Below are 23,329 nucleotides of genomic sequence, written 5' to 3' on the forward strand. Positions count from 1 at the left end.
GACCGGCCACGGCTGTGATCGAGCCTCGGCCGGCCACGGCCACGGCTGAGGGCAAAGCCCCGGCCACGGCCACGGCCGCGGCCAAAAGCCCCGGCCACGGCTGAGGGCAAAGCCCCGGTCGGCCACGGCGGAGGAATGGCCAAGCTCAACCAGCCTGGGCTGAGGGGCAGCAGCTCAACCAGCCCGGGCTCGGGCTGAGGGGCGGCATGCCTCAACCGGCCACGGCATTAGGCGAGTTGATTCGCACCGTACTGCTCCGCCACCGCGTCCCTCCACCCTCACGGGCGACCGGGGGGCCGGGGGGGCCGGGGGGCCGGGGGGCCGGGGTTGAGCGGCCGACGCGTCCGGGCAGTCGGCGGCTGCGGTGCCGGGGAGGAGTTGGTCAGCCACCCCAGCGATGCCGGGGGGGAGGTCATTCCCCCCCGGCACCCTCACTCGCGTCCCGTCGGGCCGGCCGACCCCTTGTCCCGGCCGTCCCCCTGTCCCGGCCGATCCCCCGAGGTCGGGGGATCGGCGAGGCCCGTCGGTATCGACGGCGGAGTACAGCGGGTCCCGGCGGGCAGTTCTCCGTCCCCCGCCGGGCCCCCCGTTGAGCGGCCCGGTCAGTCGGTGTCGCGCGGGTCGAACGACGCGGTGTCCACGATCAGGTCGTCCGGGAAGGCCGAGGCAACGGCGTCCCAGCGCACGAACTTGAAGTTGGTGGTCTCCCGGTCACCGTCCGCCGGCTCGGCCTCCCCGTCGTGGGTCACCAGCAGCCCCTTGGGGTAGCTCCGCCCCAACGGGACGTTGACGACGGTCGAGCCGTCGGAGTGCTGGACGCCGTCGGCCGCCGGGCCGCCCGCGATCTCGAACGCACCCAGGTAGGGGTTCCGGCCGGAGCGGCCGTAGACCGCGAAGGTGTTGTCGCCCTGGCTGGAGGAGAGCACGTACCCCTTGCCGTCACCCGCGTGGTAGACGGTGACGCCCTCCGCGTCGGCCCGGAGGTGCTTGCCGCCGTAGCCCGGGTCGTGGGCGGTGTCGATCACGCACTCCTCCTCCGCGCTGTCGTATGTCCAGGGCACCCCGTACTCCCGTACGCGGTCGAAGAGTTCAGGGGTGTCGAACTTCTCGTCGTCGAGGTCGATCCGCCACAGGCCCACGTCCTCCTGGGCCGCGTAGAGGACGCGCTCCTCCAGGTCGACGGCCATGCCTTCGACCTGGGCGTGGTCGCCGGGGTCGGCGCACGGTTCCCACCGCTTGCCGTTGGGCAGCGTGAAGGCGCCCGGCAGGTCGAGTGAGTCCTCGGTGGTGTAGCCGACCTTGCCGCCGCCCGCGTCCTTCAGCTTCAGCAGCTTCAGACGGGTCTCCGAGCGGCGCGAGACGACCGCATAGGCGTCGCCGTCGTGGGTGTAGGCGGCGAGCCCGTACGCCGTGCGCTGCTCGTCGACGTCCCCCTCGTCCTTGGAGAACACCGGCCCGGCATCGGCCGCGGTGACCTCGCGCAGCGGCGCCCGGCCGGTGCGGACGGCGCGGGGGTCGATGGCGTAGGCCCGTACGCGGTCCCGGCCACGGTCGCTGACCAGCGCCAAGTCCGTTTTATGGCCGGCGAGTTCGACGCCGTAGACGATGTCGACGTTGTTGAACCGGCCGGGCTCGGTGCCCTCGCCGGGCGCGGGCGGTGCCGCGATGTGCTGCAGCCGCTCGCCGTCGAGGCCGTAGACGTCGAGTCCGGCCTCCTTGAGCGTGCTGACGACGATGCTGCGCCCGGAGTCCTGGGGGTCGACCCAGACGGCCGGGTCGTCGGCGTTGGCGTTGCCGCCTTCCTCGTCGTCGTGGACCGCGGGTGTCTCCGCCGCCGCGGTGACCCGCGCCGGTTGCGGCGCCGCGTCAGCGCCTCCGGGCCCCTGTGCCGCCGCCGGCGCCCCGGTCGGGGCCGCCAGGGCGGTCAGCAGCAGGGCGGCGAGGACCGCGCCGTTCCTGGGAGTTGCGATTCTCTGCTTCGTGGGCGTCACAGTTCTCCTCGGGTTCGGACAAACTCTCGAACCGTAGGAGCAGACGGTGAACGCGCAAAGACCACAAGGGAAAGAGAGACACCTCAGAGGATGACGTGCGGGAGGAAGCGGGCGTATTCGTCGGTGACCGGGCCGGCCGACTCGCGGATGCCGAGACCCGCCGCCTCGCCCTCGACGACCCAGGCGCCGAGCACCACATGGTTCCCGCCCGCAGGGCTCTCTCCCACCGGGCCGTCCCCCGTCCCGCCCGCCGAACCGTCGGCCGGCGCGCCCACCGAACCGTCTCCGGTGAAGCCGGACCCCCTGCCGCTGCCCGAAGCCCTCCCGTCCCCCGCGGCAGTCAGGTCCGGGAGCGGCGCCAACTCCTGGTAGCAGCAGGGTTCGTCGCGTACGACGGGTGCGGCGCCCGGCTCGTGCAGGGTGATCCCCGCGCCCTCCCGGCCCAGCAGGGGCTTGGCGACGTAGCCCGTCGCGCCGGCGAGTTCCCGCGGCCCGTCCAGATAGGCGGGCAGCAGGTTCGGGTGCCCGGGGTAGAGCTCCCACAGCACCGCCAGGAGCGCCTTGTTGGAGAGCAGCATCTTCCAGGCGGGCTCGATCCACAGGGTGCTGCCGGTGCCGCCGCCGTTGTCCAGGGTGTCCAGGACGTCCGGGCCGAACCCGTCGGCGACCAGCCACTCCCACGGGTAGAGCTTGAAGCAGCTCCGGATGAACCGCATCCGCAGATCCACGAAGCGGCCGGAGAGCCGGTCCCAGCCGATGTCCTCCATGGAGATCGACTCGGTCTGCAGACCGGCCTGTTCCGCGGTCTCCCGCAGATACGCCACGGTCATCAGGTCCTCGCCGAGCTCGTCACCCGCCGAGTGCGCGAAGTGCACCGGGGCGCCCGGCGGGAGCAGCGCGGCCTGCCGCTTCCATGCGGCCACGAGCCGCTCGTGCAGCGAGTTCCACTGGTCGGCCCCGGGGAACCGGTCCTCCATCCAGAACCACTGCGGGCTCGCGGCCTCCACCAGCGAGGTGGGGGTGTCGGCGTTGTACTCGAGCATCTTCGCCGGGCCGGTGCCGTCGTAACGGAGATCGAACCGGCCGTAGATGCTGGGCTGTTCGTCCCGCCGCCGCCATGAGTCGGCCACGCGCGCGGCCAGCCGCGGGTCGTCGATGCCCAGGTCGGCGAAGCGGTCGGCCTCCACGATGTGCGCGGCCGCGGCCAGGCACATCGCGTGCAGTTCCTCGACGACCTCCTCCAGCGCCTCGACCTCGGGGAGGGAGAACACGTAGTACGCGCTCTCGTCCCAGTACGGGCGCAGCGAGCCGTCCGGGTAGCGGGTGAGCGGATAGATGAGCCCCTGTTCCTCGACGATCGGCTGCCAGTCGGGGCGCGGGGCGATGGTGTGACGCCGCATATGGGGGATCAGCCGCCGCTGCTGCCGCCGTGGCCCTTGCCGAAGCCGCCGCGGTGTACGTCCGAGTCGTCGTACGAGCCACCGCCCGAACCGCTCGAACTGCCGGAGCTGTTGGAATCCTCGGTGAACGAGCCGCCCTCGGCCCAGCCCTTCTTCTCCTTGCCGCCGTAGTACCAGTCGGCGTCTCCGGTCACGACCTTGCGGCTCTTGCTCCTGCCTTTGGCACTCCGGCCGCTCTTCTGGCTGCCGCCGCTCTCGCACTCGTCGGAGTCGACGACCCGGTAGCCCTTGGTGATCTGGTAACTGTCCCGGTCAACACACCGCTTGTCGGGCTCCGAGCCGCATGCGGTCAGTGCCGCCGCGAGGGCGCCCATACCGCCGAGAATCACCGTGCCGGAGCGCAGCCTGCGTCGCATGTCCGTCATTTTTCCTCAACCCCCGTTGTTTCATGTCCAGTTGAGCCCGGTCATCCTAGGGGCGGTGAGGGACTGCCGCACACCGGGTCTCCGCACCGGGCACCGGCCGGCCGGCGCGCGGAAGCCGACTCGGCGGAGGTCGCACGGCGTCATGGGCAGCGGACGTCGCACAGGATCACGGCAGTGCGTCGCACAAGGCGTCGAGGGCTCCCGAGAAGGCGTGGTCCGGCGGGGTGCCGTAGCCGACAACGAGGGCATCGGTGACGGCCCCTGCCCCGCCACGACCGTTCGCGCCGTCCCCCGCCCCGCCATGATCCTTCGCGCCGTCCCCCGCCCCGCCATGATCCTTCGCGCCGTCCCCCGCCCCGCCATGATCCTTCGCGCCGTCCCCCGCCCCGCCGCGCCCGTTCGCGTCGTCCCCCGCCCCGCCGCGCCCGTTCGCGTCGTCCCCCGCCCCGCTGCCGAGGTCAGGATCGAGTCCTTGTACTTGGCCAGACCGGGCTGCTGGTACTGGTCGGAGTCGACGCCGATGCCCACCGCGCGTCGCGCCGACTTCCGCCCCTCCCCCACCCGCTCCGAGGTCCTCGTGCCGGTAGCGGTCGAGCCCGTCGAGGGCCAGACCGTGCCAGGCTGCGGCGCCGCCGATGACGGACCGCTCGGTACCCTCGGGGAGTTCGAGTACGGCGTGCAGGCCGGCCGCGATGCCGGTGACCCGGATGTGCGGGGCCCGTTCGGCGAGGACGGACACCAACTGGTCGCGGCGGCGCCGGTAGCGCAGCCGCATCCCCCGCAGATGCCGGTCGAACGCCCCGGAGGCGATGAACTCCGCCAGTGTGAGCTGGTCGATCGCGCTCGCCTGCCACTCGACGCCGCCCTTCGCCTCCGCCACCGGCTCGACGAGGTGCTCCGGCAGTGCCATCCACCCCAGCCGCAGGCCGGGGCTGATGCTCTTGCTCGCGGTGCCGACGTAGACGACGCGCTCCGGGTCCAGGCCCTGGAGCGCGCCGACCGGCTGCCGGTCGTAGCGGAACTCGCCGTCGTAGTCGTCCTCGACGACCAGCCCGCCGGTCCGGCGCGCCCAGTCGACGACGGCGGCGCGGCGCTCGGGGTGGAGGGGCACTCCGGTGGGGAACTGGTGGGCGGGTGTGAGCAGCACCGCCCCCGTTCCCGGCAGGTCCGCCAAGTCCTGCGTGCGCGCGCCCCGTTCGTCCACGGTCAGCGGGGGCGTACGGAGTCCGGCGCCGGTGATGATGCGGCGATGGATGTCGAGCCCGTAGCCCTCGACGGCCATACGGCGTGTGCCCGACCGCCGCAGTACCTCGGCGAGCAGCCGCAACCCGTGGACGAAGCCGGAGCAGACGACGATCCGCTCGGGGTCGGTCAGGACGCCGCGCGCCCGCGCGAGATAGCCGGCGAGGGCCTCGCGCAGTTCGGGGCGACCTCGTGGGTCGCCGTATCCGAAGGCCTGTCCTGGTGCGGCTTGTAGGGCCCGGCGCGCCGCGGCGAGCCAGGCGGTGCGAGGGAACGAGCCGGGGTCGGGCGACCCGGGGAAAAGGTTGTGGGCGGCGTGCGTACGGTGGGCCGGTCCTGCGGTCGGGCCGGGCCCAGGGGCCGGTACGCCCCTGCCGACGCGCCCGCTCCCGTCCCGCGCCGGTGCGCCCCCGTCCCGCGCCGGTACGCCCCCGCCAGGACCCGGTCCGCCTCCGCCAGGACCCGGTACGCCCCCACCAGGACCCGGTCCGCCTCCGCCCGGACCCGGTCCGCGTCCGCTTCCGCCCGATGCCGCTGCGCGCGTTCCGCCACGGTCGCCGCCCGGGGCGGAACGCGATGCTCCGCCCGGAGAGCGCGGCCCGCCGCCTCCTCCAGGGCCCGCAGCACGTCCGCGCGGCCGCGCGGATCCGGTGTGGGGAGCCCGCGCCGGTACCGCCCTCGCCCCCGTCGTCCGCCCCGTCGCCCGCTCCGCCACTCGCGTACCGGAGCCCTGCCGTGCCATGAGCCAGCCCTCGGCGACGAGCTCCGCGTACGCGTCGGCGACCGTGTTGCGGGCCAGCCCCAGGTCGGCGGCGAGGGAGCGCGAGGAGGGCAGGCGGGTCCCGGGAGCGAGCCGCCCGCCGCGGACCGCGTCCCGCAGTGCGCCGATGAGCGCCGCACGTACGCCCGTCGTGCCGCCCGCCGGAAGGTCCAGATGCAGGTCACTCCCGAAATTGGCCCACGTTTCCTCCATGGAAATGGACCATACTCCTGGGTCAATAGGTCCCTAAGGTGAGGGCATGACGATCAACGAAACCACCCGCGCCCACGCCCCGCGGATGAACCTCGCGAAGCTCGCCCCCGACGTCTACAAGGCCATGGTCCGGCTCGACGCGGCCGCCTCGAACGGCGTCGACCCGACGATCGCCGAGCTGGTGAAGGTCCGCGCGTCGCAGATCAACCACTGCGCCTTCTGCCTCGACATGCACACCAAGGACGCCCGTGCCATGGGCGAGCGCGAGGACCGCCTCCACCTCCTCGCCGCCTGGGAGGAGGCGCCCGGTTACTACACCGAGCAGGAGCGGGCGGCCCTCGCCCTCACCGAGGCGGTCACCGTGCTGACCGACGGGTTCGTCCCCGACGAGGTCTACGCCCGCGCGGCCGAGCATTTCGACGCGACCGAACTCGCCCATCTCATCGGCCTGATCCTCACCATCAACGCCTGGAACCGGATCGCCGTGACGACCCGTTCGGTACCGGGCACCTACCAGCCCGGCGACCTGAAGAAGGACCTCGCATGACCGCCGCGGCGGCGTTCCGCGCTCTGCACCACGGCCGCGAGGCGGGCGACCCGCTCGTCCTGCCCGGCCCGTGGGACGCGGTGAGCGCCCGCGCATTCGCCGACGCGGGCTTCCCGGCCCTGGCGACACCGAGCGCGGGGGTCGCGGCGGTGCTGGGGTACGAGGACGGCGGCCACACACCGCCCGCCGCGATGTTCGCGGCAATCGCGCGGATCGTACGAGCCGTGGACGTCCCCGTGTCCGCGGACATCGAGGACGGCTACGGGCTCGCGCCCGCCGAACTCGTCGAACGGCTTCTGGAGGCAGGCGCCGCGGGCTGCAACCTGGAGGACTCCGACCCGGCCACGCAGCAGCTCAAGGACCCGCGCCTGCACGCCGACCGGCTGGCCGAGGTCCGTGCCGCGGCGGGTGACCGGCTCGTCATCAACGCGCGGATCGACACCTTCCTCCGCGGCACCCCCGACGCCGGGGCGGCGATCGAGCGGGGGCGGCTCTACCGGGAGGCGGGCGCGGACTGCGTGTACCCGATCCTCGCGCCGTCCGGTCTGCTCCCGGAGCTGGCGGCGGGCATCGGCGGGCCGCTCAACGCCCTGGCGTCGCCCGGAGGGCATCCCTCACCGCGCGAACTGGGCGCTCTCGGCGCGACCCGGATCACCTTCGGCGGCGGTCTGCAGAAGCGGATCGCGGAGGACATCTCGCGCCTGGCAGGGGAGTTGGCGGCCCTCTCCTAAGAACTGTCAGGGGCGTACGGGTGCGCCGGTGCCGCCGTCGGCGCGGGCGCACCGGCACCCGGAGCCGCGCACGTACCCGAACCACCGCGGACCGGCGGTAGGTGACGTAGCTGACCTTGGAGTCCGCGGGGAGGGGATATGGCTCGCAGACGGTGCGGCCTTCTCCGCGCTTCCACACGTCCTCGGGTTCGAGGACCTTGGCGCCGTCGGACCCGTGACAATCCTTGGGCCGGCAACTGAGGCCACTTGGCCGCCGAGCTCATTGAGGAGCGGCAGCAGCCTCTGCGCCGGGGAGCCCGCGTCGCTCTCGGCTCCGACATCGCTCATGACCGTGGGGCGCTTGACGTCCTTGCCGCCCACGTTCTTGGCGCGCACATAGACCCAGGCGATGGTCTTGTTCTTGAACTCCTCGGGTTCGTCGAGCTCCTTGAGATCTTCGGGTTCGCCCATGACGACCTTCGTGGGTGCGATGGTGACCTCGCTGGTCTTGATCTCCTGAGGTGCGCTCGGACGACCGGGGGCGAGTGGCCTCGCGGCCTGTGTCGGCTTCGCGGCCTGTCGGCTTCTCCGCCGCCTTGGCGTCGCCCGAGTTGCTGCTCCCGCACACGGTGAGCAGCAGTGAGCAGGCAGCGGTGAGTGCGATGAAGGATCCCCGTCTGCCGTGCATGAACCGCGGCCTGGAACGCGCTCGAAGGCCAACTCGCCGTGTTGTGATGGCTGTTGGACCGTGCTCGCCGCTGACCTCCCCACGGCTTCCGCCGAGCGATCCCCACGCCCGTCCACGAGACCAACCGGCCGGACCCGCTCGGCCGACGCGGGCGCCGGCTCATGACACCGCGTACAGCCGGCCCAGAAAGGCCGCCGGTATCCCGTCTTCATGAACCGGTCGCGCCGGGCCGAGAGCCGGCCGGGCCCCGCCAACGGCCGTACCCCGCCCGCATCCAGACCGCCAGGACCGCTTCAGCCCCCTGCCCGCCTTCAGCCCGTCCGTGCCCGGGCCGCGGCTACCAGCCGGGACAGGGCCGCCGGTACCGCCAGGGCGATCGCGACACCGCCGAGCGTCAGGGCGACGCGCTCCGCGGCCAGTTCCCAGTCGCCCGCCCCGTGTTCCATGCCGAAGAGCAGCGCCACGATGGTCAGGCACAGGGTCCACCATCCGTACCGGGCAGCGGTGACCAACTGCATGACCCAGATGGTGACCGCCGCGAGGAGGGCGAGGAGCAGCGCGGGAATCCTGGGGGTCAGGAGCAGGGCCGCGATGGTCCCGCCCCCGAGGGTCCCCAGCACCCGCGCCTTCGCGCGCGAGTGCGACGCCTCCGGAGCGGGCTTGGCCACCCGCAGCGCCGAACTGGCCAGCCATACGGCGTGGGAGAGGGGGATCAGCCAGGCCGTTCCGGTGGCGAGGGCGCCGATGGAGGCGAGGGTCGCGGCGAACGGCGCCCCGTCCCGCAGCCGTTCGCGCGTCCGCCGCAGGCTGGTGACCGGCCCCGGGCCCGTGACCGTACGGCCGGTGGAGGCGATCACCAGCGCCTGCCACAGGGTCCCGGCCGCGAACTGGCCCGCGTACGCCCACCAGGGCGCGCCCTGGGCGAGGTTGACGCCGGCCAGCAGGAAGGCCAGGGCCGACATCGCGGCCGCCATGCGCAACGGCCCGCCCGCGACGTCGAGCAGCCCCTGGAGCGCGGCGATGAGCGCGGCACCCGCGACCACGGCTGCCGGTGCGTGCGCGGCCGCGGCACCCGCCGCACCTGCGAGGCTCAGCAGCGCTCCCCCGGCCAGCAGATCGGTGACCGGTGGCCTGGAGGCCAGGGAGGAGAAAGCGGCGAGCGTCAGGTAGGCGCCGAACGAGCAGGCGAGACCCGGGCCGAGGTGGCCGGTCCCGGCTCCGGCGGCCATCGGTGCCGCCACCGCGGCCGCCCTCAGCAGGGCGATGAGCGGTGCGCCCGCGGGCGGGAGCGTCACTCGGGGGAGGCCGGGGACGCGCGGGCGCTCCGCGCGGTCCGGAGCCATCAGCCGGACAGCGCGAACGGGGCACGCCTGGCGGGCATAACAGGCATCACGCACATCGCGGACATGCTAGCCGCCGCGTCCGGACCGGCACCGCACGAACGCGCCTGCCCCGTCCTTCCCTTGCCTTGGGGCAGGGGGAGACGGGGCAGGCGGCGTTCCGGGAAGCCGGTGTCAGGCGCGGACGACGAGGACCGTCAGCGCATCCACGCCTTCCAGACGTCGGGGTTCTCCTTGACCCACCGCTCCGCAGCGTCCTGCGGCGACAGCTTGTCCGCGGCGATCATCTCGGAGACCTCGTTCTGGTGCTCCTTGGTCCACTGGAACTTCTTGAGGAACGAGGCGGCCTTGCCGCCCTTCTTCGCGAAGTCCGCGTTGAGGAACTTCTGCAGCGGAGTCGTCGGATACGCGCAGTCGATGGACTCGGGGTCCTCGGTCCCCTTCTCCGCGCACGCGTCCGTGTACTTCGGCAGCTTCACCTCGACCATCGGCACCTGGTTGAACAGCCACTGCGGCTCGTACCAGTAGGTGAGGAACGGCTTCTTCTGCTTGGCGAACTGCTTGATCTGCGTGATCTGAGCCGCCTCCGAACCGGAGAACACGACCTGGTAGTCCAGGTTCAGGTTCTTCACCAGCGCCTTGTCGTTGGTGATGTACGAGGGCGAGCCGTCCAGGAGCTGGCCCTTGCCGCCGCTCTCGGCGGTGCGCAGCTGGTCCGCGTACTTGTTGAGGTTCTTCCAGTTCGTCACATCGGGGTGCTGGTCCGCGAAGTACTTCGGCACGTACCAGCCGATGTGGCCGGTGACGCCGAGGTCGCCGCCGCGGGCGATCGTCTTCTTGTCCTCGATGTACCGCTGCTCCTGCTCCGGGTGGCCCCAGTCCTCCATGATCGCGTCGACGCGGCCCTGGCTGAGCGCGTCCCAGGCGGGGATCTCGTCGACCTGCACGGTGTCGACGCGGTAGTCCAGTTCGTGCTCGAGCAGGTACTGCGCGACGGCGACGTTGGCCTGCGCTCCGACCCAGGACTGCACCGAGAGGTTGACGGTCTTGGCGCCCTGCGCGCCCGCGAACGGCGAGGTCTGCTTGGTCATGTCGGCAGCGCCGCAGCCGGTCGCGGTGAGCAGCGCCGCGGCCGAGAGGAGGGCGGCGGCAACCCGCCCCCGTGCGCGTGTGATCCGTATGCGCACCATGTCAGCTCTCCTTCCGCTCGCGGCGGGCCGTGGGCTGTGTGACCCGGTCGAGCACCAGCCCCAGGCAGACGATCGCCGCACCCGCGACCAGGCCGGTCGCCAGCTCGCCGCGGGCCAGGCCGGCCACGACGTCGTAGCCGAGCGCGCCACCGCCGACCAGGCCGCCGATGATGACGACGGCGAGGACCAGGACGACGCCCTGGTTGACGGCGAGCAGCAGCGCCGGGCGGGCCAGCGGAAGCTGGACCCGGCGCAGTTGCTGCACGGTCGTGGCGCCCATCGAGCGCGCGGACTCCAGCGCCGCCGGGTCGACCTGCTTCAGGCCCTGGGTGGTGATGCGTACGACGGCGGGCAGCGCGTAGACGACTGCCGCGGCCACGGCGGGCGCGCGGCCGACCGCGAACAGCGCGACCACCGGGATGAGATAGACGAACTGCGGCATCGTCTGGAAGACGTCCAGCACCGGGCGCAGCATGCGTTCCACCCGCGCGCTGCGCGCCGCCGCGATACCGATGAGGAAGCCGAGCACCAGCGTCACGGCGACGGCCGCGAGGACCTGCGAGAGCGTGTCCATCGACGGCTTCCACACGCCGAGGACGCCGATCGCGGCCATCGACAGGACCGCGGTGAGCGCGGTCTGCCACGTACCGATGACCCAGGCGAGCGCGGCGACGATGAGCAGCACGCCCCACCAGGGCAGGCCGAGCAGCCCGCTGCGCACCGGGTCGAGGACCCAGCGGGTGAAGTGGGCGGCCCAGTCGGCGGTTCCGCCCACGACGGGCACGCCCGTGTAGAGGTGGTCGACCATCCAGTCCTTGGCGGTGTTGACCGGCTCGGCGATGGCGTACGTCCAGCTCTCCGGCCAGGTCAGGGAGCCCGTGAACCGTCCGGCCAGCGCCACGGCCGCCGCGGCCACGGCGGCCAGGCCCCAGCCGCGCCACCCGCGCAGGGCCTCGGGCCCGGTCGGTTCGGCGCCGAGCTTCTCGCCCGCGGCGGCGGTCACCCGGTCCAGTACGACGGCGAGCAGCACGATCGGGATGCCGGCGGTGAGCGCCGCGCCGACGTCCACCGAGGACAGCGCCTGGTAGACGCGGTCACCGAGACCGCCCGCGCCGATCATCGACGCGATGACGGCCATGGACAGCGCCATCATGATCGTCTGGTTGACGCCGAGCAGCAGCTCCTTGCGGGCCAGCGGCAGCCGGGCCGTCAGCAGCCGCTGCCTGCCGGTCGCGCCGAGCGAGGCGACGGCCTCCATGACACCGCCGTCGGCGTGGCGCAGCCCCAGCGCGGTGAGCCGGGTCATGGGCGGCGCCGCGTAGACGACGGTCGCCAGGACGGCGGCGGGCACCCCGATGCCGAAGACGAGCACGACGGGCAGCAGGTACGCGAAGGCGGGCAGCACCTGCATCGTGTCGAGCACGGGCCGCAGCGCGCGGTACGTACGGTCCGACAACCCGGCGGCCAGGCCGAGCAGTCCGCCCAGGGCGACGGAGGCGAGGACCGCCACCACCATGAGGGCGAGGGTCTGCATCGTGGGCACCCACATGCCGAGCACCCCGCACAGCGCCATGGAGGCGGCGGAACTCAGCGCGAGCCGCAGTCCGGCCACGCGCCAGGCGATCAGGCCCGCGACGGCCGTGACACCGGCCCAGCCGAGCGCGAGCAGCACGAGGTAGACAGCGCGCACGGACACCACGACGGCGTTGCTGATGTGCCCGAAGAAGTACAGGAACAGGGGGTGGGTGTCGCGGTTGTCGATGATCCAGTCGCTGGCCGTGCCCAGGGGCTCGGACACATCGACGGTCAGCGCGCCGGGCCATGTCCCGCTGGACCACTGGGCGTTGGCGAATGGGACCAGCACCGCCGCGGCCACGGCGAGCAGCAGCAGCTTGCCGAGCGAGCGGTGGCGGGCCAGCGAGCGCAGCGAGAACGTACGGGCGGCAGCGGGGCTGCCGACGGAGGTGACGGCACTCATCCGCGCCCCCTGACACCGGCGTGGTTCGGACGCGTCATGCCGCGACCCCCTCGCCCTCCGCGGCCTTCGCGTCCTGCGGCGCGTCGGGGTTCGCGTCCTGCGGCGCGTCGGGGCCCGGGTCCCGCGGACCGTCGGGGCCCTCGGTGCCGGCCACGACGCCGAGCAGGCACTCGTGGTCGACGACGCCGAGCAGCTTGCCGTCGGACATGACGCGGGCGGCCGGGTCGCCGGAGCGGGCGACCGCCTCGATGGCCTCGGAGACGGTGGCGCTCGGCGCGATGGCCGGGCCGGTCTCGGACTCGCCGATGTCGGCGGGGCGCATGGCGGAGCGGACGGTGATGACCTGCTCGCGGGCGACGTCCTGGACGAAGTCGCGCACGTAGTCGTCGGCCGGGGAACCGACGATCTCCTCGGGCGTGCCGAGCTGCACGATCTGCCCGTCGCGCATCAGCGCGATGCGGTCACCGAGGCGCAGGGCCTCGCTGAGGTCGTGGGTGATGAAGATCATCGTCCGGCCCTCCTCGCGGTGCAGCCGGATGACCTCCTGCTGCATGTCGCGGCGGATGAGCGGGTCGAGTGCGCTGAACGGCTCGTCGAAGAGCAGTACTTCGGGGTCGACCGCCAGCGCCCGGGCGAGGCCCACGCGCTGCTGCTGGCCACCGGAGAGCTGGCCGGGGCGGCGGGACTCCAGACCCTCCAGGCCGACCTTGGCGACCATCTCGGCGGCGCGGGCGCGGCGTTCGGCCTTGCCCATGCCCTGGATCTCCAGGCCGTACGCGACGTTGTCGAGGACGGAGCGGTGCGGCAGCAGGCCGAAGTGCTGGAAGACCATGGAGGCGCGGTGGCGGCGCAGCTCGCGCAGCCGGCCGCGGTCCATGCCGAGCACGTCCTCGCCGTCGATGGACACGCTGCCGCTTGTCGGCTCGATGAGCCGGGTCAGACAGCGCACCAGCGTGGACTTGCCGGAGCCGGACAGGCCCATGACCACGAAGACCTCGCCCTTGCGGACGTCGAAGGAGACATCGCGTACGGCCGCGGTGCAGCCGGTGCGGCGGCGCAGTTCATCGGCCGGCAGGGAGGCGTGCGGGCCGCCGGGTATCCGGTCGGCCTTGGGTCCGAAGACCTTCCACAGGTTGCGTACGGAAAAGACGGGAGCCTGCCCCAGCGCCGTCTTCTCCGCCGCCGCCTCGCGCGGGCGTGCCCCGCCCTTCGCGCCGGTGTCGGTACTACCGGTATCCGTCATCGGACATCACCTTCATCTTTCGGGCCTGATGCGAGCAATTCAGCGCACTTCTCCCCCACCATCAGGACGCCGATCATGGGGTTCACGGCGGGGATGGTGGGGAACACGGACGCGTCTGCGATCCGGATGCCCTCCAGCCCGCGGATCCTCAACTCGGGGTCCACGACTGCGAGTTCGTCGTCTGCCGCACCGATGCGGCAGGTGCCCGCCGGATGGTAGACGGTGTGCGCGACATGGCGTGCGTACGCGCTGATCTCCTCGTCGGAGGTCACCTCGGGGCCGGGGCAGACCTCGCGCTTCAGCCAGCCGGCCAGCGGTTCGGTCCGCGCGATCTCCCGTGCGAGCTTGATGCCGTCGACGAGGGTGTTGCCGTCGTAGTCGTCCTCGTCCGTGAAGTAGCGGAAGTCGAGGGCGGGTTTGACGGCCGGATCGGCGCTGGTGAGGTACAGGCGGCCGCGGCTGCGCGGCTTGGGGATGTTCGGCGTCATCGACACCCCGTGCTCGGGCTTCTCGTAGCCCAGGCGCTCGGGGTTGTCGGTGAACGGGATCTGGTAGAAGTGGAACATCAGGTCCGGGCCGCCCGACTCCGGGTCCCGCCGGACGAAGAGCCCGGCGTCCGAATCCATCGCGGAGTTCTCCGGGATGGGCCCGTTCGTCTCCCACACGATGACCGACTCGGGGTGGTCGAGCAGGTTCTCGCCGATGCCCGGAAGGTCGTGCACGGCGGCGATGCCGAGCGCCTCCAGATCCCTCTTCGGCCCGATGCCCGAGTGCATCAGCAGCCGCGGGGTGTCCACCGCGCCCGCGCAGACGATCACTTCGCGGCGGGCCCGTACGAGGCGCTCCTCGCCGTCCTCGGTCCGGATGTGCACGCCGGTGGCGCGCGTGCCGTCCAGCTCCAGCTTGTACGCCCAGGTCTCCAGCAGGATGCGGAGGTTCGGACGGTCGCCGGCCTCGATGTGCGGGTGGAGGTAGGCGACCGAGGCCGAGGACCGCTTGTTGTTCTCCGGGTGGTAGGCCAGGTCGAAGAAGCCGACGCCCTCGTGGAACGGCTTCTTGTTGAAGCCCTCGACGCGCGGTACGCCGAGCGCGGCCTGCGCCGCGTCGACGAAGTCCCGGGCGATGGCGTTCCGGTCCTGCTCGTCGACGGCCACGATGTTGTTGCGCAGCCGGTCGAAGTACGGATCCATGGACGCCGCGTCCCAGCCCTCGGCGCCGGCTCCCGCCCACTCGTCCCAGTCGGACGGCAGGGGCTTGAAACTGATCAGGGTGTTGTGCGAGGAGCAGCCCCCCAGCACACGGGCCCGGCTGTGCCGGATGTGGGAGTTCCCGCGCGGCTGGGGCACCGTCGGGTAGTCGTAGTCCAGATCTCCGCCGAGCAGGCCGAGCCAGCGGCGGAGGGTGAGCACGTCGGGCCGGTCGATGTCGGTCGGGCCGCCTTCGATGACCGTGACCGTGACATCGGGGTCCTCGGTGAGGCGGGAGGCGATCACCGAGCCTGCGGTGCCGCCGCCGACCACGACGTAGTCGGCCGCCTCGGTCTCAAGGGAGGAGGGCATGGTTGGGGACTGCTCCTTGCAAGGTGCGTGCGTGTACGTGATTCCGCGAGGGCCGGTTCGGGCGTCAGCCCGCGAACCAGCGGACGGGCCGCGGGGCGAGGTTCTGGTAGATGTGCTTGGCCTCGCGGTACTCGTCGAGACCGGTGGGGCCCAGCTCCCGTCCGATGCCGGACTTGCCGAACCCGCCCCACTCGGCCTGCGGGAGGTACGGGTGGTAGTCGTTGATCCACACCGTGCCGTGGCGCATCCGCCGGGCCATGCGCCGGGCCCGGCCCGCGTCGGAGGTCCACACGGCGCCCGCGAGCCCGTACTCGGTGTCGTTGGCCAGGGCGACCGCGTCGTCCTCGGTGTGGAAGGTCTCCACGGTGAGGATCGGCCCGAAGGTCTCCTCGCGCACCACGCGCATCTCGCCGTGGCAGTAGTCGAGGATGGTGGGCGGGTAGAAGTAGCCGGTCGCCGGCCGTACGCCGGAGGGCTCGGGGCGGCTGCCGCCGCAGCGCACGACGGCACCCTCCTCACGGGCCGACTCGACGTACGCCTCGACCTTCTCCAGCTGCTGGGCGGAGACCAGCGGGCCGCACTCGACACCGTCCTCGGTGCCGCGGCCCAGCTTGATCTTCTCGGCCCGGCGCGCCAGTTCGGCGACGAAGCGGTCGCGCACGGACTCCTCGATGATGAGCCGGGCACCGGCCGAGCAGACCTGGCCGCTGTGGATGAAGGCGGCGTTCAGGGCTTGGTCGACGGCTGTGTCGAAGCCCTCCTCGGTGGCACAGGCATCAGCGAAGACGACGTTGGGGTTCTTGCCGCCCAGCTCCAGGGCGACCTTCTTCACGGTCGGCGCGGCGGCCTGCATGACCTTGGTGCCGCTGGCGAGCCCACCGGTGAAGGAGACCAGGTCCACGTCCGGGTGCTCGGAGAGCCGGGCGCCGACGGGGTCGCCGCCGCCGGTGACGATGTTCGCCGCACCGGCCGGGAGGCCGGCCTCGGCGAGCAGCTTCACCAGGTGGACGGTGGAGAGCGGGGTGACCTCGCTGGGCTTGATGACGAAGGTGTTGCCCGCGCCCAGGGCGGGGGCGACCTTCCAGCTCGCCTGGAGCAGCGGATAGTTCCAGGGCGTGATCATCGCGCAGACGCCGACGGGCTCGTGGACGACGACGCTGTGGACCTCGTCGCTGCCGGCGTCCACCACACGGCCGCCGCTCTCGTTCATGACGAGGTCGGCGAAGTACCGGAAGGCGTTGGTGACGTCGTCGACGTCGACCCGGCCCTCCTCCAGGGTCTTGCCGGTGTCGCGGCTCTCGATGAGCGCGATCTCCTCGCGGTCCCGCTGCAGCAGCTCGGCGACGCGGCGCAGCAGTGCGGCGCGGTCGGCGACGGGCGTGTGCGGCCAGGGGCCGGAGTCGAAGGCCCGGCGTGCCGCGGCGACGGCGGCGTCGGTGTCCTCACGGCCACCCTCGGCGACGAGGGCCAGAGGTTCGGCGTCGGCGGGGTCGAGGACCTCGCGGGTGGCGCCGGATGCGGCCGTACGCCACACGCCGTCGATATGGATACTCTCGGTAGCCGACACTTTTGTTTCTGCCTTCCCCTGCATGTCATGTTCATCGCTGGTAGACCGCCGGTCGAACCAGCAACCAGGACCCCTCCCCCGTAGCGGCAAAGGCATGCGCAAGTTTTCACGCTCAGTGACCCATTTCACGCTGCACGGAAGGGATTCCACCCCGAATCGCAGATTCCGGACAGGGGACGCTGAACCCCGGAGGAAACGGCTGAGCGGACCCCCGGCTCGATCGAGCGCCGCACCCGCCTCCCCGGCGGGCGGCGTGTCCGCGATGTACGAGACGGGCCACGGGAGTTGGGCGCCGGTCCGGCGCGGGACCGGCCCACGCCGTCGAGGGGTTGCTGAGCCATCGCCGTGATGTCGAGGGGTTGCTGAGCCATCACCGCGATGCGGGGCCGACACCCGCCGGCCTGCGGCATCTGCCCTGCAAATCACCGAGCACGGCTGACCCACGGGGGCCGGACCGGCCTCCGCACCGCCAGGCCGAGGTGGCCGAGACCGCGATCCGCGTCATCGCCGATCAGTCGAGACGGCTCGGGCTGAGCGGATACACCCACTTCGCGCTCCCCGATGCCGACAGCTCGAAGCCAGGACAGCTCCACCGATTCGGGATCACCACCGACGACTGCGTTCCCAAACCCGCCTTCGAGGTCATGAGGGCGCTCATCGACGAGTTCAGCGCCCGACGAGGACGACAGCGCGGTGGGCACCCCGTCGCGCCCCTGCCGGCAGGATCGGGATCAGCAGCGGATCGCCCGACGGGCTGGGGCGACGACTGCTCACCGGGCCGTGAGACACCGCCTACCGGGCGTCGGTCCGTGCACAGTCCCCGAAGACCTTCGGATGCCCCATGCTCACCGTCGCGCCCGAGGCCTGTTCCGCCACGGCTCCCCCACGTGTGCCCTGCCTCACATCTGCCCGACCTTGGGAACCTCCGCCTTCAACTCACCTGTCGCCTCTATGGAGTTGGCTTTCGGCGCAGAGTGGACGGGGGGCTGGATTCATGGGTGTTGTCCTGCCCGGATGGGCCGATGAGCTGCTCGACCTCATCGGCGTCTCCTGGCCGAACGTGGACGAGGACGACTACCGCGAAATGGCTGCGGCCATGGGGGAGTTCTCCAGCGACATCGATGACGGCGCTGCGGAAGCCCACCGCGCTGTACAGCGCTTGGTGTCCGCGGGCGGCGGGGGCGCGGCCACCGAGGCCCTGAACATGCACTGGTCCAAGGTCAAGGACACCCACCTGACCAACCTCGCCGAGGCGGGTCGGCTCACCGCCCAGGCACTCGACGGCGTTGCCATTCTCATCGAGGGCGCAAAGATCGCCGCTCTGGTCCAACTGGGCATCCTCGCCGTCGAGATCGCCGCAGCCGCCGCCTCGGCCCCTTTCACCCTGGGCTTGTCGACCTTGGGCGGACTCGCCGCGACCCAGGCGACTCGGCAGATCGTCAAGCGGATCTTCCAGGAGGTCTGCCAGCAAGTCGCCTCCCAGGTCATCGACATGGCGATGGGCCCGGTATACGAGGCTCTCGGCTCGATGGCCGGTGACCTGGTGGTTCAGCTCGGCTCCAACGCCATGGGCGCCCGGGACGGCGTCGACCTGGGCCGAACCGCCAAAGCCGGCAAGGACGGGCTCAACGAAGCCGCCGGAATGCAACTCCTCAGCGCCACGGGCGGCGGCGGAAATGGCGGAGGCGGGGTCGGCGGTACTGCGGGCGGGTTCAGGTTCGACCCGAAGGAGTACGACGAACTCGACATGAAGCTCAACAGTGTCGGCGGCGGCTTCAGGGACAAGGCCGGGGGCAAGATTTCCCGAGCCAAGAGCCACCACGGCCGCACCCGCGGCAAGGACCCCATCGCCGACGCCGCCAACGCCATGCTCGACAAGGTCATCGACGGCGTCGAGAACGCCGCCAAGACCTCCGCCAAACACCTCGACGACAACATGCGCCGCGGCCTCAAGCAGATGGCCAAGAACCACCGCGACAACGACGACAAGGTCGCCGAGAGTTTCAAGAGCCTCGGCAAGAACGACAGCAAGACCTCAAGCGGCCCCAACGGGAGCGGAGGCCCGAGCTCGAGCGTCCCGTCCTCCAGCGGTGCGGGGAGGGACTCCGGGAAGCCGCCAAGCGGTCCCCGCCCTCCTGGAGGCTCAAGCAGCGCTCCCGACCCGGGTAAGAGAGAGTGGCCCGCCCGAGACGACATCCCCGGGCCGGCAGCGGGCAAGACCTTGATGCCCCCGCACTCCCGGCACACGATCCAGGGGTCGGCCAAGGGAGAGGTCAAGGAGGAGAACAGCGTGATTCTCCGCGGGACTTCGATGCGTGATATCGACAGGGACATCGCGGCCATCGCGGACGGCCACGGAACACTCACCGCTGACGGAAATCGCTATGAGGTGAACGGCAGAACCTACGGCGTCGAACCGAGCGGCAGGACCTACCCTGACTCCGGTCCCGGAATCGCCAAGTTGGATCGGCATGAATACGCCGCGCTCCAACAAATAGCCAGAGCCGGGGGAGACATCGACAAAGCTCCGCAATTGACGAGGAATCCCAGATTTGTCAACCAACCGGCAGCCGTCCAGAAGGCGATAGACATCTACAACGGGAAGTATTGATGCAGTACAACTTTTTTGTCGCGAATCGAATGGAACCGTCGTCGATTGCTCGCGCGCTTGGCGAGTGCCTCTGCGTACCCTCGCATGAGGTCGACGTCGCCGATGCCTTTTTGGAGCAGGACAACCGCAACTGGGACGCCAAGGTGCTCTGCGATTACGCTCACGCCAGCGGCGACGTTTCACTGAGCCTGGACATCTACGTACAAGATTCGGTGGCAGTGCGGCCGTCCGAGGCAGAATTGGCGAGGACGTTCGCCCGGACGGCGCGTTCTGTGGTTCTCTATCCGGCCGAAGAGGGAATCCCCAGCGCGTACTGGCTCGCCTCCCCCAGTAATGTGGTGACACGCGCTCGCTTGCTGGCGTCCGACGACGACAACCCCGCTCACACCATTGACGCCGTGGAAACCGCCGTACCCGAGCTCCCTCAGGGCCGCGTGATCGTGCTTCCCGAGATCATTCGAGAACATCCCGTACCCACGCCGACGACAGCGGCTTTCACTCGTTCACTCGACAACCTTGCGGCCGCCCGGCCCGAGCTGTTTTCGACCTGCCCGGTCGATGAACCGGGCTCTCTTCACGATGATGCCCGCGCATACCTGGGAGAGTGGGAAAGGATGGTCCGCCGCATGGTTGCGGATTGGCCGCCGGCGGGACGCTACCCCGTGGAAATGTACCGGGACGCCATCGAAGCTCGAGATCGACTATCGGATATTGAGGACCGACTGATCACCCCCTCCGCGACCCTGCTGACCGACGCACTCGAAGAAGTCGATGGACAGTTCCTGAATTCTTCGGCAGAGGATACGAAACACATCCTCGCAAAAGCCGTCGGCATGTCAGCATTCGACCTGCCGCCCGGGGCATGGTGGTGGCATCGCCTTCCCCTTTCCGTGCCGTGGTGACCGTCCTCGCGCAGGCGGCCGCCGGAGGCGCTCCCAGCGCGATCAGCACGTTCACCTACTTGGAGCGGACAGGCCGGGCGCAAGCTGATCGAAAGCGTGATGAACACTTGAGCAAGCCCGGAGATGGGACATGATCGCTCTCCGCTTCTTTGCCAAGACCCTCCACCGGCGCCCCGATCTGGCCTCAATGATCACTTCCTCGGATATCCACCCCAGAGCTAGTGAAAGCAGGGCAAAGCGGGCGTAGAGTGGGCGGAACGCCGTGGTCCGATGCTGCAAGCGACGGAGCAGCACATGGTCGACCCCAAGGGCTTCCTCAAAACCTCACGCGCCGCCAGGCCGCGCCGGCCCGCCGAGGAGCGCGTGGCCGACTGGCATGAGGTCTACGCGGGCCAGGAGCTGCTTCCGCTCGTCACGAAGCAAGCGAGCCGGTGCATGGACTGCGGCGTTCCGTTCTGCCACAGCGGCTGCCCCCTGGGCAATCTCATCCCGGAGTGGAACGAGTACGCCTCGCTGGAGGACTGGCGCGCCGCCGCCGACCGCCTGCACGCGACCAACAACTTTCCGGAATTCACGGGGCGGCTGTGCCCCGCGCCGTGCGAGGACGCCTGCGTGCTGGCGATCAACTCCGACCCGGTGACGATCAAGGACATCGAGTCCACGATCGCCGACCAGGCGTGGGCACTCGGCTACGCGCCCCCGCAGCCGCCGGAGCGGCTCAGCGGCAAGACCGTGGCGGTCATAGGGTCCGGCCCCGCCGGGCTCGCGGCGGCGCAGCAGCTCACCCGCGCCGGGCACACCGTCGCCGTCTACGAACGGCATGACCGTATCGGCGGACTGCTCCGCTACGGCATCCCGGAATTCAAGATGGAGAAGCGCCACATCGACCGGCGCATCGAGCAGATGGAGGCCGAGGGGACCAAGTTCCGCCCCGGCGTGGCCGTGGGCCACGACATCGACGCCGCCGAGCTGCGGGCGCGCTACGACGCGATGATCCTCGCCGTCGGCGCCACGGCGTGGCGGGAGCTGCCTGTTCCGGGCCGCCAGTTGCGCGGCATCCTCCAGGCGATGGACTATCTGACGTTCGCCAACCGGGTGCAGGAGGGCGACTACGAGGCGCCGCCCGTCACCGCCGAGGGCAAGGACGTCGTGATCATCGGCGGCGGGGACACCGGCTCGGACTGCCTGGGCACCGCGATCCGGCAGCGTGCCGCCTCCGTGACCCAGCTCGACATCAACCCGGAGCCGGGCGCGGGCCGGCGCGAGGACGAGCCCTGGCCCACCTACCCGAAGGTCTACCGGCTCTCGCACGCCCACGAGGAGGCCAGAGCGGAGTCGGGCCACGACCCGCGGGTCTTCTCCTCGGCCACGCTGCGCTTCGACGGCGACGAGCACGGCGGCGTACGGGCGTTGCACCTCTCGGGGGTCGAGCCGGTGCACCGGCATCCCGTACCGGGCACCGAGGTGGTGCTCCCGGCGCAGCTCGTGCTGCTCGCGCTCGGCTTCTCCGGCCCCGAACGGGACAGCGGTCCGGTGGACCAGCTCTCCCTCGGCCTCGACGTCCGCGGGAACCTCGCCCGCGACCGGCACTTCGCCACGGACGCGGACGGCGTCTTCGCCGCCGGGGACGCGGGACGCGGTCAGTCGCTGGTGGTCTGGGCGATCGCCGAGGGGCGTGCGGTGGCCGCCGCCGTGGACCGCTACCTGACGGGCGGCACGGTCCTGCCGTCGCCGATCGGGACCACGGACCGGCCGCTCAGGGTCTGACCGGCTCGCACCCGTGGACGCCCTTCCCGCCGTACGCCGGGCCCGGATACGGCGGGACGCCCCTGGCAGCGTGCTGCCGGGGGCGTCCTCGGTGCTCTTCGAGCGGGTGCCGCGGGCGGGGTGCGGCGGCCGGTCTCAGAGGAGGCCGAGACCGCGGACCGCGTCGCGCTCCTCCGCCAGCTCCGCGACGGAGGCGTCGATCCGGGTGCGGGAGAAGTCGTTGATCTCCAGGCCCTGGACGATCTCGTACGAGCCGCCCTTGGTGGTGACCGGGAAGGAGGAGATCAGGCCCTCCGGAACGCCGTACGAGCCGTCGGACGGAATGCCCATGGAGGTCCAGTCGCCGTCGGCCGTGCCGTTGACCCAGGTGTGGATGTGGTCGATCGCGGCGTTGGCGGCGGAGGCGGCCGAGGAGGCGCCACGGGCCTCGATGATCGCGGCGCCGCGCTTGGCGACGGTCGGGATGAAGGTGTCGGCGAGCCACTTCTCGTCGCCCACGACCTCGGCGGCGTTCTTGCCCGCGACCTCGGCGTGGAAGATGTCCGGGTACTGGGTGGCCGAGTGGTTGCCCCAGATGGTGAGGCGGCGGATCTCGGAGACCGGGGCGCCCGTCTTCTTCGACAGCTGGGACAGCGCGCGGTTGTGGTCGAGGCGGGTCATCGCGGTGAACCGCCCGGCCGGTACGTCCGGGGCGGCGGACTGGGCGATGAGCGCGTTGGTGTTCGCCGGGTTGCCGACGACGAGGATCTTGACGTCGTCCGCGGCGTGGTCGTTGATGGCCTTGCCCTGCGGCTTGAAGATGCCGCCGTTGGCCTCGAGCAGGTCGCCGCGCTCCATGCCCTTCGTGCGCGGGCGGGCGCCGACGAGCAGAGCGATGTTGGCTCCGTCGAAGGCCACGTTCGGGTCATCGGAGATGTCGATGCCCTGGAGCAGCGGGAAGGCGCAGTCGTCGAGCTCCATCGCGGTGCCCTCGGCGGCCTTGACGGCCTGCGGAATTTCGAGGAGCCGCAGCTTGACCGGCACGTCCGCGCCGAGGAGCTGACCGGAGGCGATGCGGAAGAGCAGCGCGTAGCCGATCTGGCCGGCCGCGCCGGTGACGGTGACATTGACGGGAGTGCGGGTCATGGCGATCTCCTGCTTGCTTGCCTGGCGGTGGGTATCCCTGGCCGTATGGGATCTCTTGGTATCGAGAGACT

The 23,329-nt window shown here is 71.2% G+C and carries 16 protein-coding genes and 1 pseudogene; 5 read left to right on the top strand and 12 right to left on the bottom strand.

Translation table 11 applies throughout. The annotated features are described in order from the left end of the window. Window positions 1-602 precede the first annotated feature (602 nt). The 4 genes and pseudogenes from ACGFNH_RS22235 to ACGFNH_RS22250 all read right to left on the bottom strand — a co-directional run. Window positions 603-1,970: a phytase gene (locus ACGFNH_RS22235; protein WP_393656872.1), complete on the bottom strand. Its 1,368-nt coding sequence runs from the start codon at window positions 1,968-1,970 to the stop codon at window positions 603-605. A 104-nt stretch (window positions 1,971-2,074) separates the two neighbouring features. Beyond that, window positions 2,075-3,391 carry a glutathionylspermidine synthase family protein gene (locus ACGFNH_RS22240; RefSeq protein WP_393656291.1) on the bottom strand — a complete coding sequence of 439 codons (1,317 nt, stop codon included), beginning with the start codon at window positions 3,389-3,391 and terminating at the stop codon, window positions 2,075-2,077. Between the two features lie 8 nt (window positions 3,392-3,399). Further along, window positions 3,400-3,816: a hypothetical protein gene (locus tag ACGFNH_RS22245; protein ID WP_393656293.1), complete on the bottom strand. Its 417-nt coding sequence runs from the start codon at window positions 3,814-3,816 to the stop codon at window positions 3,400-3,402. Window positions 3,817-4,399: 583 nt separating this feature from the next. After that, window positions 4,400-6,031, bottom strand: a pseudogene (locus ACGFNH_RS22250) (PLP-dependent aminotransferase family protein); the annotation flags it as partial. A gap of 46 nt (window positions 6,032-6,077) precedes the next feature. Here ACGFNH_RS22250 and ACGFNH_RS22255 point away from each other — a divergent pair. Both ACGFNH_RS22255 and ACGFNH_RS22260 read left to right on the top strand, forming a co-directional pair. Further along, window positions 6,078-6,578, top strand: coding sequence for a carboxymuconolactone decarboxylase family protein (locus ACGFNH_RS22255; RefSeq protein WP_393656295.1), 501 nt, complete (start codon window positions 6,078-6,080; stop codon window positions 6,576-6,578). Continuing rightward, window positions 6,575-7,309, top strand: a complete 735-nt coding sequence (locus tag ACGFNH_RS22260; protein ID WP_393656297.1) for an isocitrate lyase/phosphoenolpyruvate mutase family protein — start codon at window positions 6,575-6,577, stop codon at window positions 7,307-7,309. Before ACGFNH_RS22255 ends, ACGFNH_RS22260 begins: the two co-directional genes overlap by 4 nt. 6 nt (window positions 7,310-7,315) lie before the next feature. Here the strand turns inward: ACGFNH_RS22260 and ACGFNH_RS22265 are convergent, their stop codons facing one another. From ACGFNH_RS22265 to ACGFNH_RS22295, 7 genes are all read right to left on the bottom strand, one after another. Next, window positions 7,316-7,759 (bottom strand): hypothetical protein, encoded by a 444-nt coding sequence (locus ACGFNH_RS22265; RefSeq protein WP_393656299.1) that lies wholly within the window; start codon window positions 7,757-7,759, stop codon window positions 7,316-7,318. Window positions 7,760-8,287: 528 nt separating this feature from the next. Continuing rightward, a complete protein-coding gene (locus ACGFNH_RS22270; protein WP_393656301.1) occupies window positions 8,288-9,271 on the bottom strand; it encodes an FUSC family protein in 984 nt (327 codons plus the stop codon). 242 nt (window positions 9,272-9,513) lie between these two features. Further along, on the bottom strand, window positions 9,514-10,506 hold the full coding sequence (locus ACGFNH_RS22275) for an ABC transporter substrate-binding protein (protein ID WP_393656303.1): 993 nt from the start codon (window positions 10,504-10,506) through the stop codon (window positions 9,514-9,516). A gap of 1 nt (window position 10,507) precedes the next feature. Next, window positions 10,508-12,484 carry an ABC transporter permease gene (locus ACGFNH_RS22280; protein ID WP_393656305.1) on the bottom strand — a complete coding sequence of 659 codons (1,977 nt, stop codon included), beginning with the start codon at window positions 12,482-12,484 and terminating at the stop codon, window positions 10,508-10,510. Between the two features lie 34 nt (window positions 12,485-12,518). Then, complete coding sequence (locus tag ACGFNH_RS22285; RefSeq protein ID WP_393656307.1) at window positions 12,519-13,727, bottom strand: glycine betaine/L-proline ABC transporter ATP-binding protein; 1,209 nt, start codon at window positions 13,725-13,727, stop codon at window positions 12,519-12,521. Next, window positions 13,724-15,286 carry a GMC family oxidoreductase gene (locus tag ACGFNH_RS22290; protein WP_393656309.1) on the bottom strand — a complete coding sequence of 521 codons (1,563 nt, stop codon included), beginning with the start codon at window positions 15,284-15,286 and terminating at the stop codon, window positions 13,724-13,726. Before ACGFNH_RS22290 ends, ACGFNH_RS22285 begins: the two co-directional genes overlap by 4 nt. 64 nt (window positions 15,287-15,350) lie before the next feature. Continuing rightward, window positions 15,351-16,853 (bottom strand): aldehyde dehydrogenase family protein, encoded by a 1,503-nt coding sequence (locus ACGFNH_RS22295; RefSeq protein ID WP_393656311.1) that lies wholly within the window; start codon window positions 16,851-16,853, stop codon window positions 15,351-15,353. Window positions 16,854-17,847: 994 nt separating this feature from the next. Here ACGFNH_RS22295 and ACGFNH_RS22300 point away from each other — a divergent pair. The 3 genes from ACGFNH_RS22300 (at window position 17,848) to ACGFNH_RS22310 (ending at window position 22,133) form a co-directional block, all read left to right on the top strand. Next, window positions 17,848-19,464, top strand: coding sequence for a hypothetical protein (locus ACGFNH_RS22300; RefSeq protein WP_393656313.1), 1,617 nt, complete (start codon window positions 17,848-17,850; stop codon window positions 19,462-19,464). After that, the gene (locus ACGFNH_RS22305; protein ID WP_393656315.1) at window positions 19,464-20,366 is read left to right on the top strand and encodes a hypothetical protein; all 903 of its coding nucleotides are present in this window, start codon (window positions 19,464-19,466) and stop codon (window positions 20,364-20,366) included. The genes ACGFNH_RS22300 and ACGFNH_RS22305 overlap by 1 nt, the downstream gene beginning before the upstream one ends. Before the next feature lie 294 nt (window positions 20,367-20,660). After that, the gene (locus ACGFNH_RS22310; protein ID WP_393656873.1) at window positions 20,661-22,133 is read left to right on the top strand and encodes a glutamate synthase subunit beta; all 1,473 of its coding nucleotides are present in this window, start codon (window positions 20,661-20,663) and stop codon (window positions 22,131-22,133) included. Window positions 22,134-22,268: 135 nt separating this feature from the next. Here the strand turns inward: ACGFNH_RS22310 and ACGFNH_RS22315 are convergent, their stop codons facing one another. After that, a complete protein-coding gene (locus ACGFNH_RS22315) occupies window positions 22,269-23,258 on the bottom strand; it encodes a malate dehydrogenase (RefSeq protein ID WP_393656317.1) in 990 nt (329 codons plus the stop codon). Between the last annotated feature and the right edge of the window lie 71 nt (window positions 23,259-23,329).

This window comes from Streptomyces sp. NPDC048639 (assembly GCF_043199075.1).
GTDB lineage: Bacteria > Actinomycetota > Actinomycetes > Streptomycetales > Streptomycetaceae > Streptomyces.

Coding starts and splice junctions, on each gene's coding strand:
- ACGFNH_RS22240 (WP_393656291.1), bottom strand. CDS start 3,391: ATGCGGCGTCACACCATCGCCCCGCGCCCCGACTGGCAGCCGATCGTC.
- ACGFNH_RS22245 (WP_393656293.1), bottom strand. CDS start 3,816: ATGACGGACATGCGACGCAGGCTGCGCTCCGGCACGGTGATTCTCGGC.
- ACGFNH_RS22255 (WP_393656295.1), top strand. CDS start 6,078: ATGACGATCAACGAAACCACCCGCGCCCACGCCCCGCGGATGAACCTC.
- ACGFNH_RS22260 (WP_393656297.1), top strand. CDS start 6,575: ATGACCGCCGCGGCGGCGTTCCGCGCTCTGCACCACGGCCGCGAGGCG.
- ACGFNH_RS22265 (WP_393656299.1), bottom strand. CDS start 7,759: ATGGGCGAACCCGAAGATCTCAAGGAGCTCGACGAACCCGAGGAGTTC.
- ACGFNH_RS22275 (WP_393656303.1), bottom strand. CDS start 10,506: ATGGTGCGCATACGGATCACACGCGCACGGGGGCGGGTTGCCGCCGCC.
- ACGFNH_RS22280 (WP_393656305.1), bottom strand. CDS start 12,484: ATGAGTGCCGTCACCTCCGTCGGCAGCCCCGCTGCCGCCCGTACGTTC.
- ACGFNH_RS22285 (WP_393656307.1), bottom strand. CDS start 13,727: ATGACGGATACCGGTAGTACCGACACCGGCGCGAAGGGCGGGGCACGC.
- ACGFNH_RS22290 (WP_393656309.1), bottom strand. CDS start 15,286: ATGCCCTCCTCCCTTGAGACCGAGGCGGCCGACTACGTCGTGGTCGGC.
- ACGFNH_RS22300 (WP_393656313.1), top strand. CDS start 17,848: ATGGGTGTTGTCCTGCCCGGATGGGCCGATGAGCTGCTCGACCTCATC.
- ACGFNH_RS22305 (WP_393656315.1), top strand. CDS start 19,464: ATGCAGTACAACTTTTTTGTCGCGAATCGAATGGAACCGTCGTCGATT.
- ACGFNH_RS22310 (WP_393656873.1), top strand. CDS start 20,661: ATGGTCGACCCCAAGGGCTTCCTCAAAACCTCACGCGCCGCCAGGCCG.
- ACGFNH_RS22315 (WP_393656317.1), bottom strand. CDS start 23,258: ATGACCCGCACTCCCGTCAATGTCACCGTCACCGGCGCGGCCGGCCAG.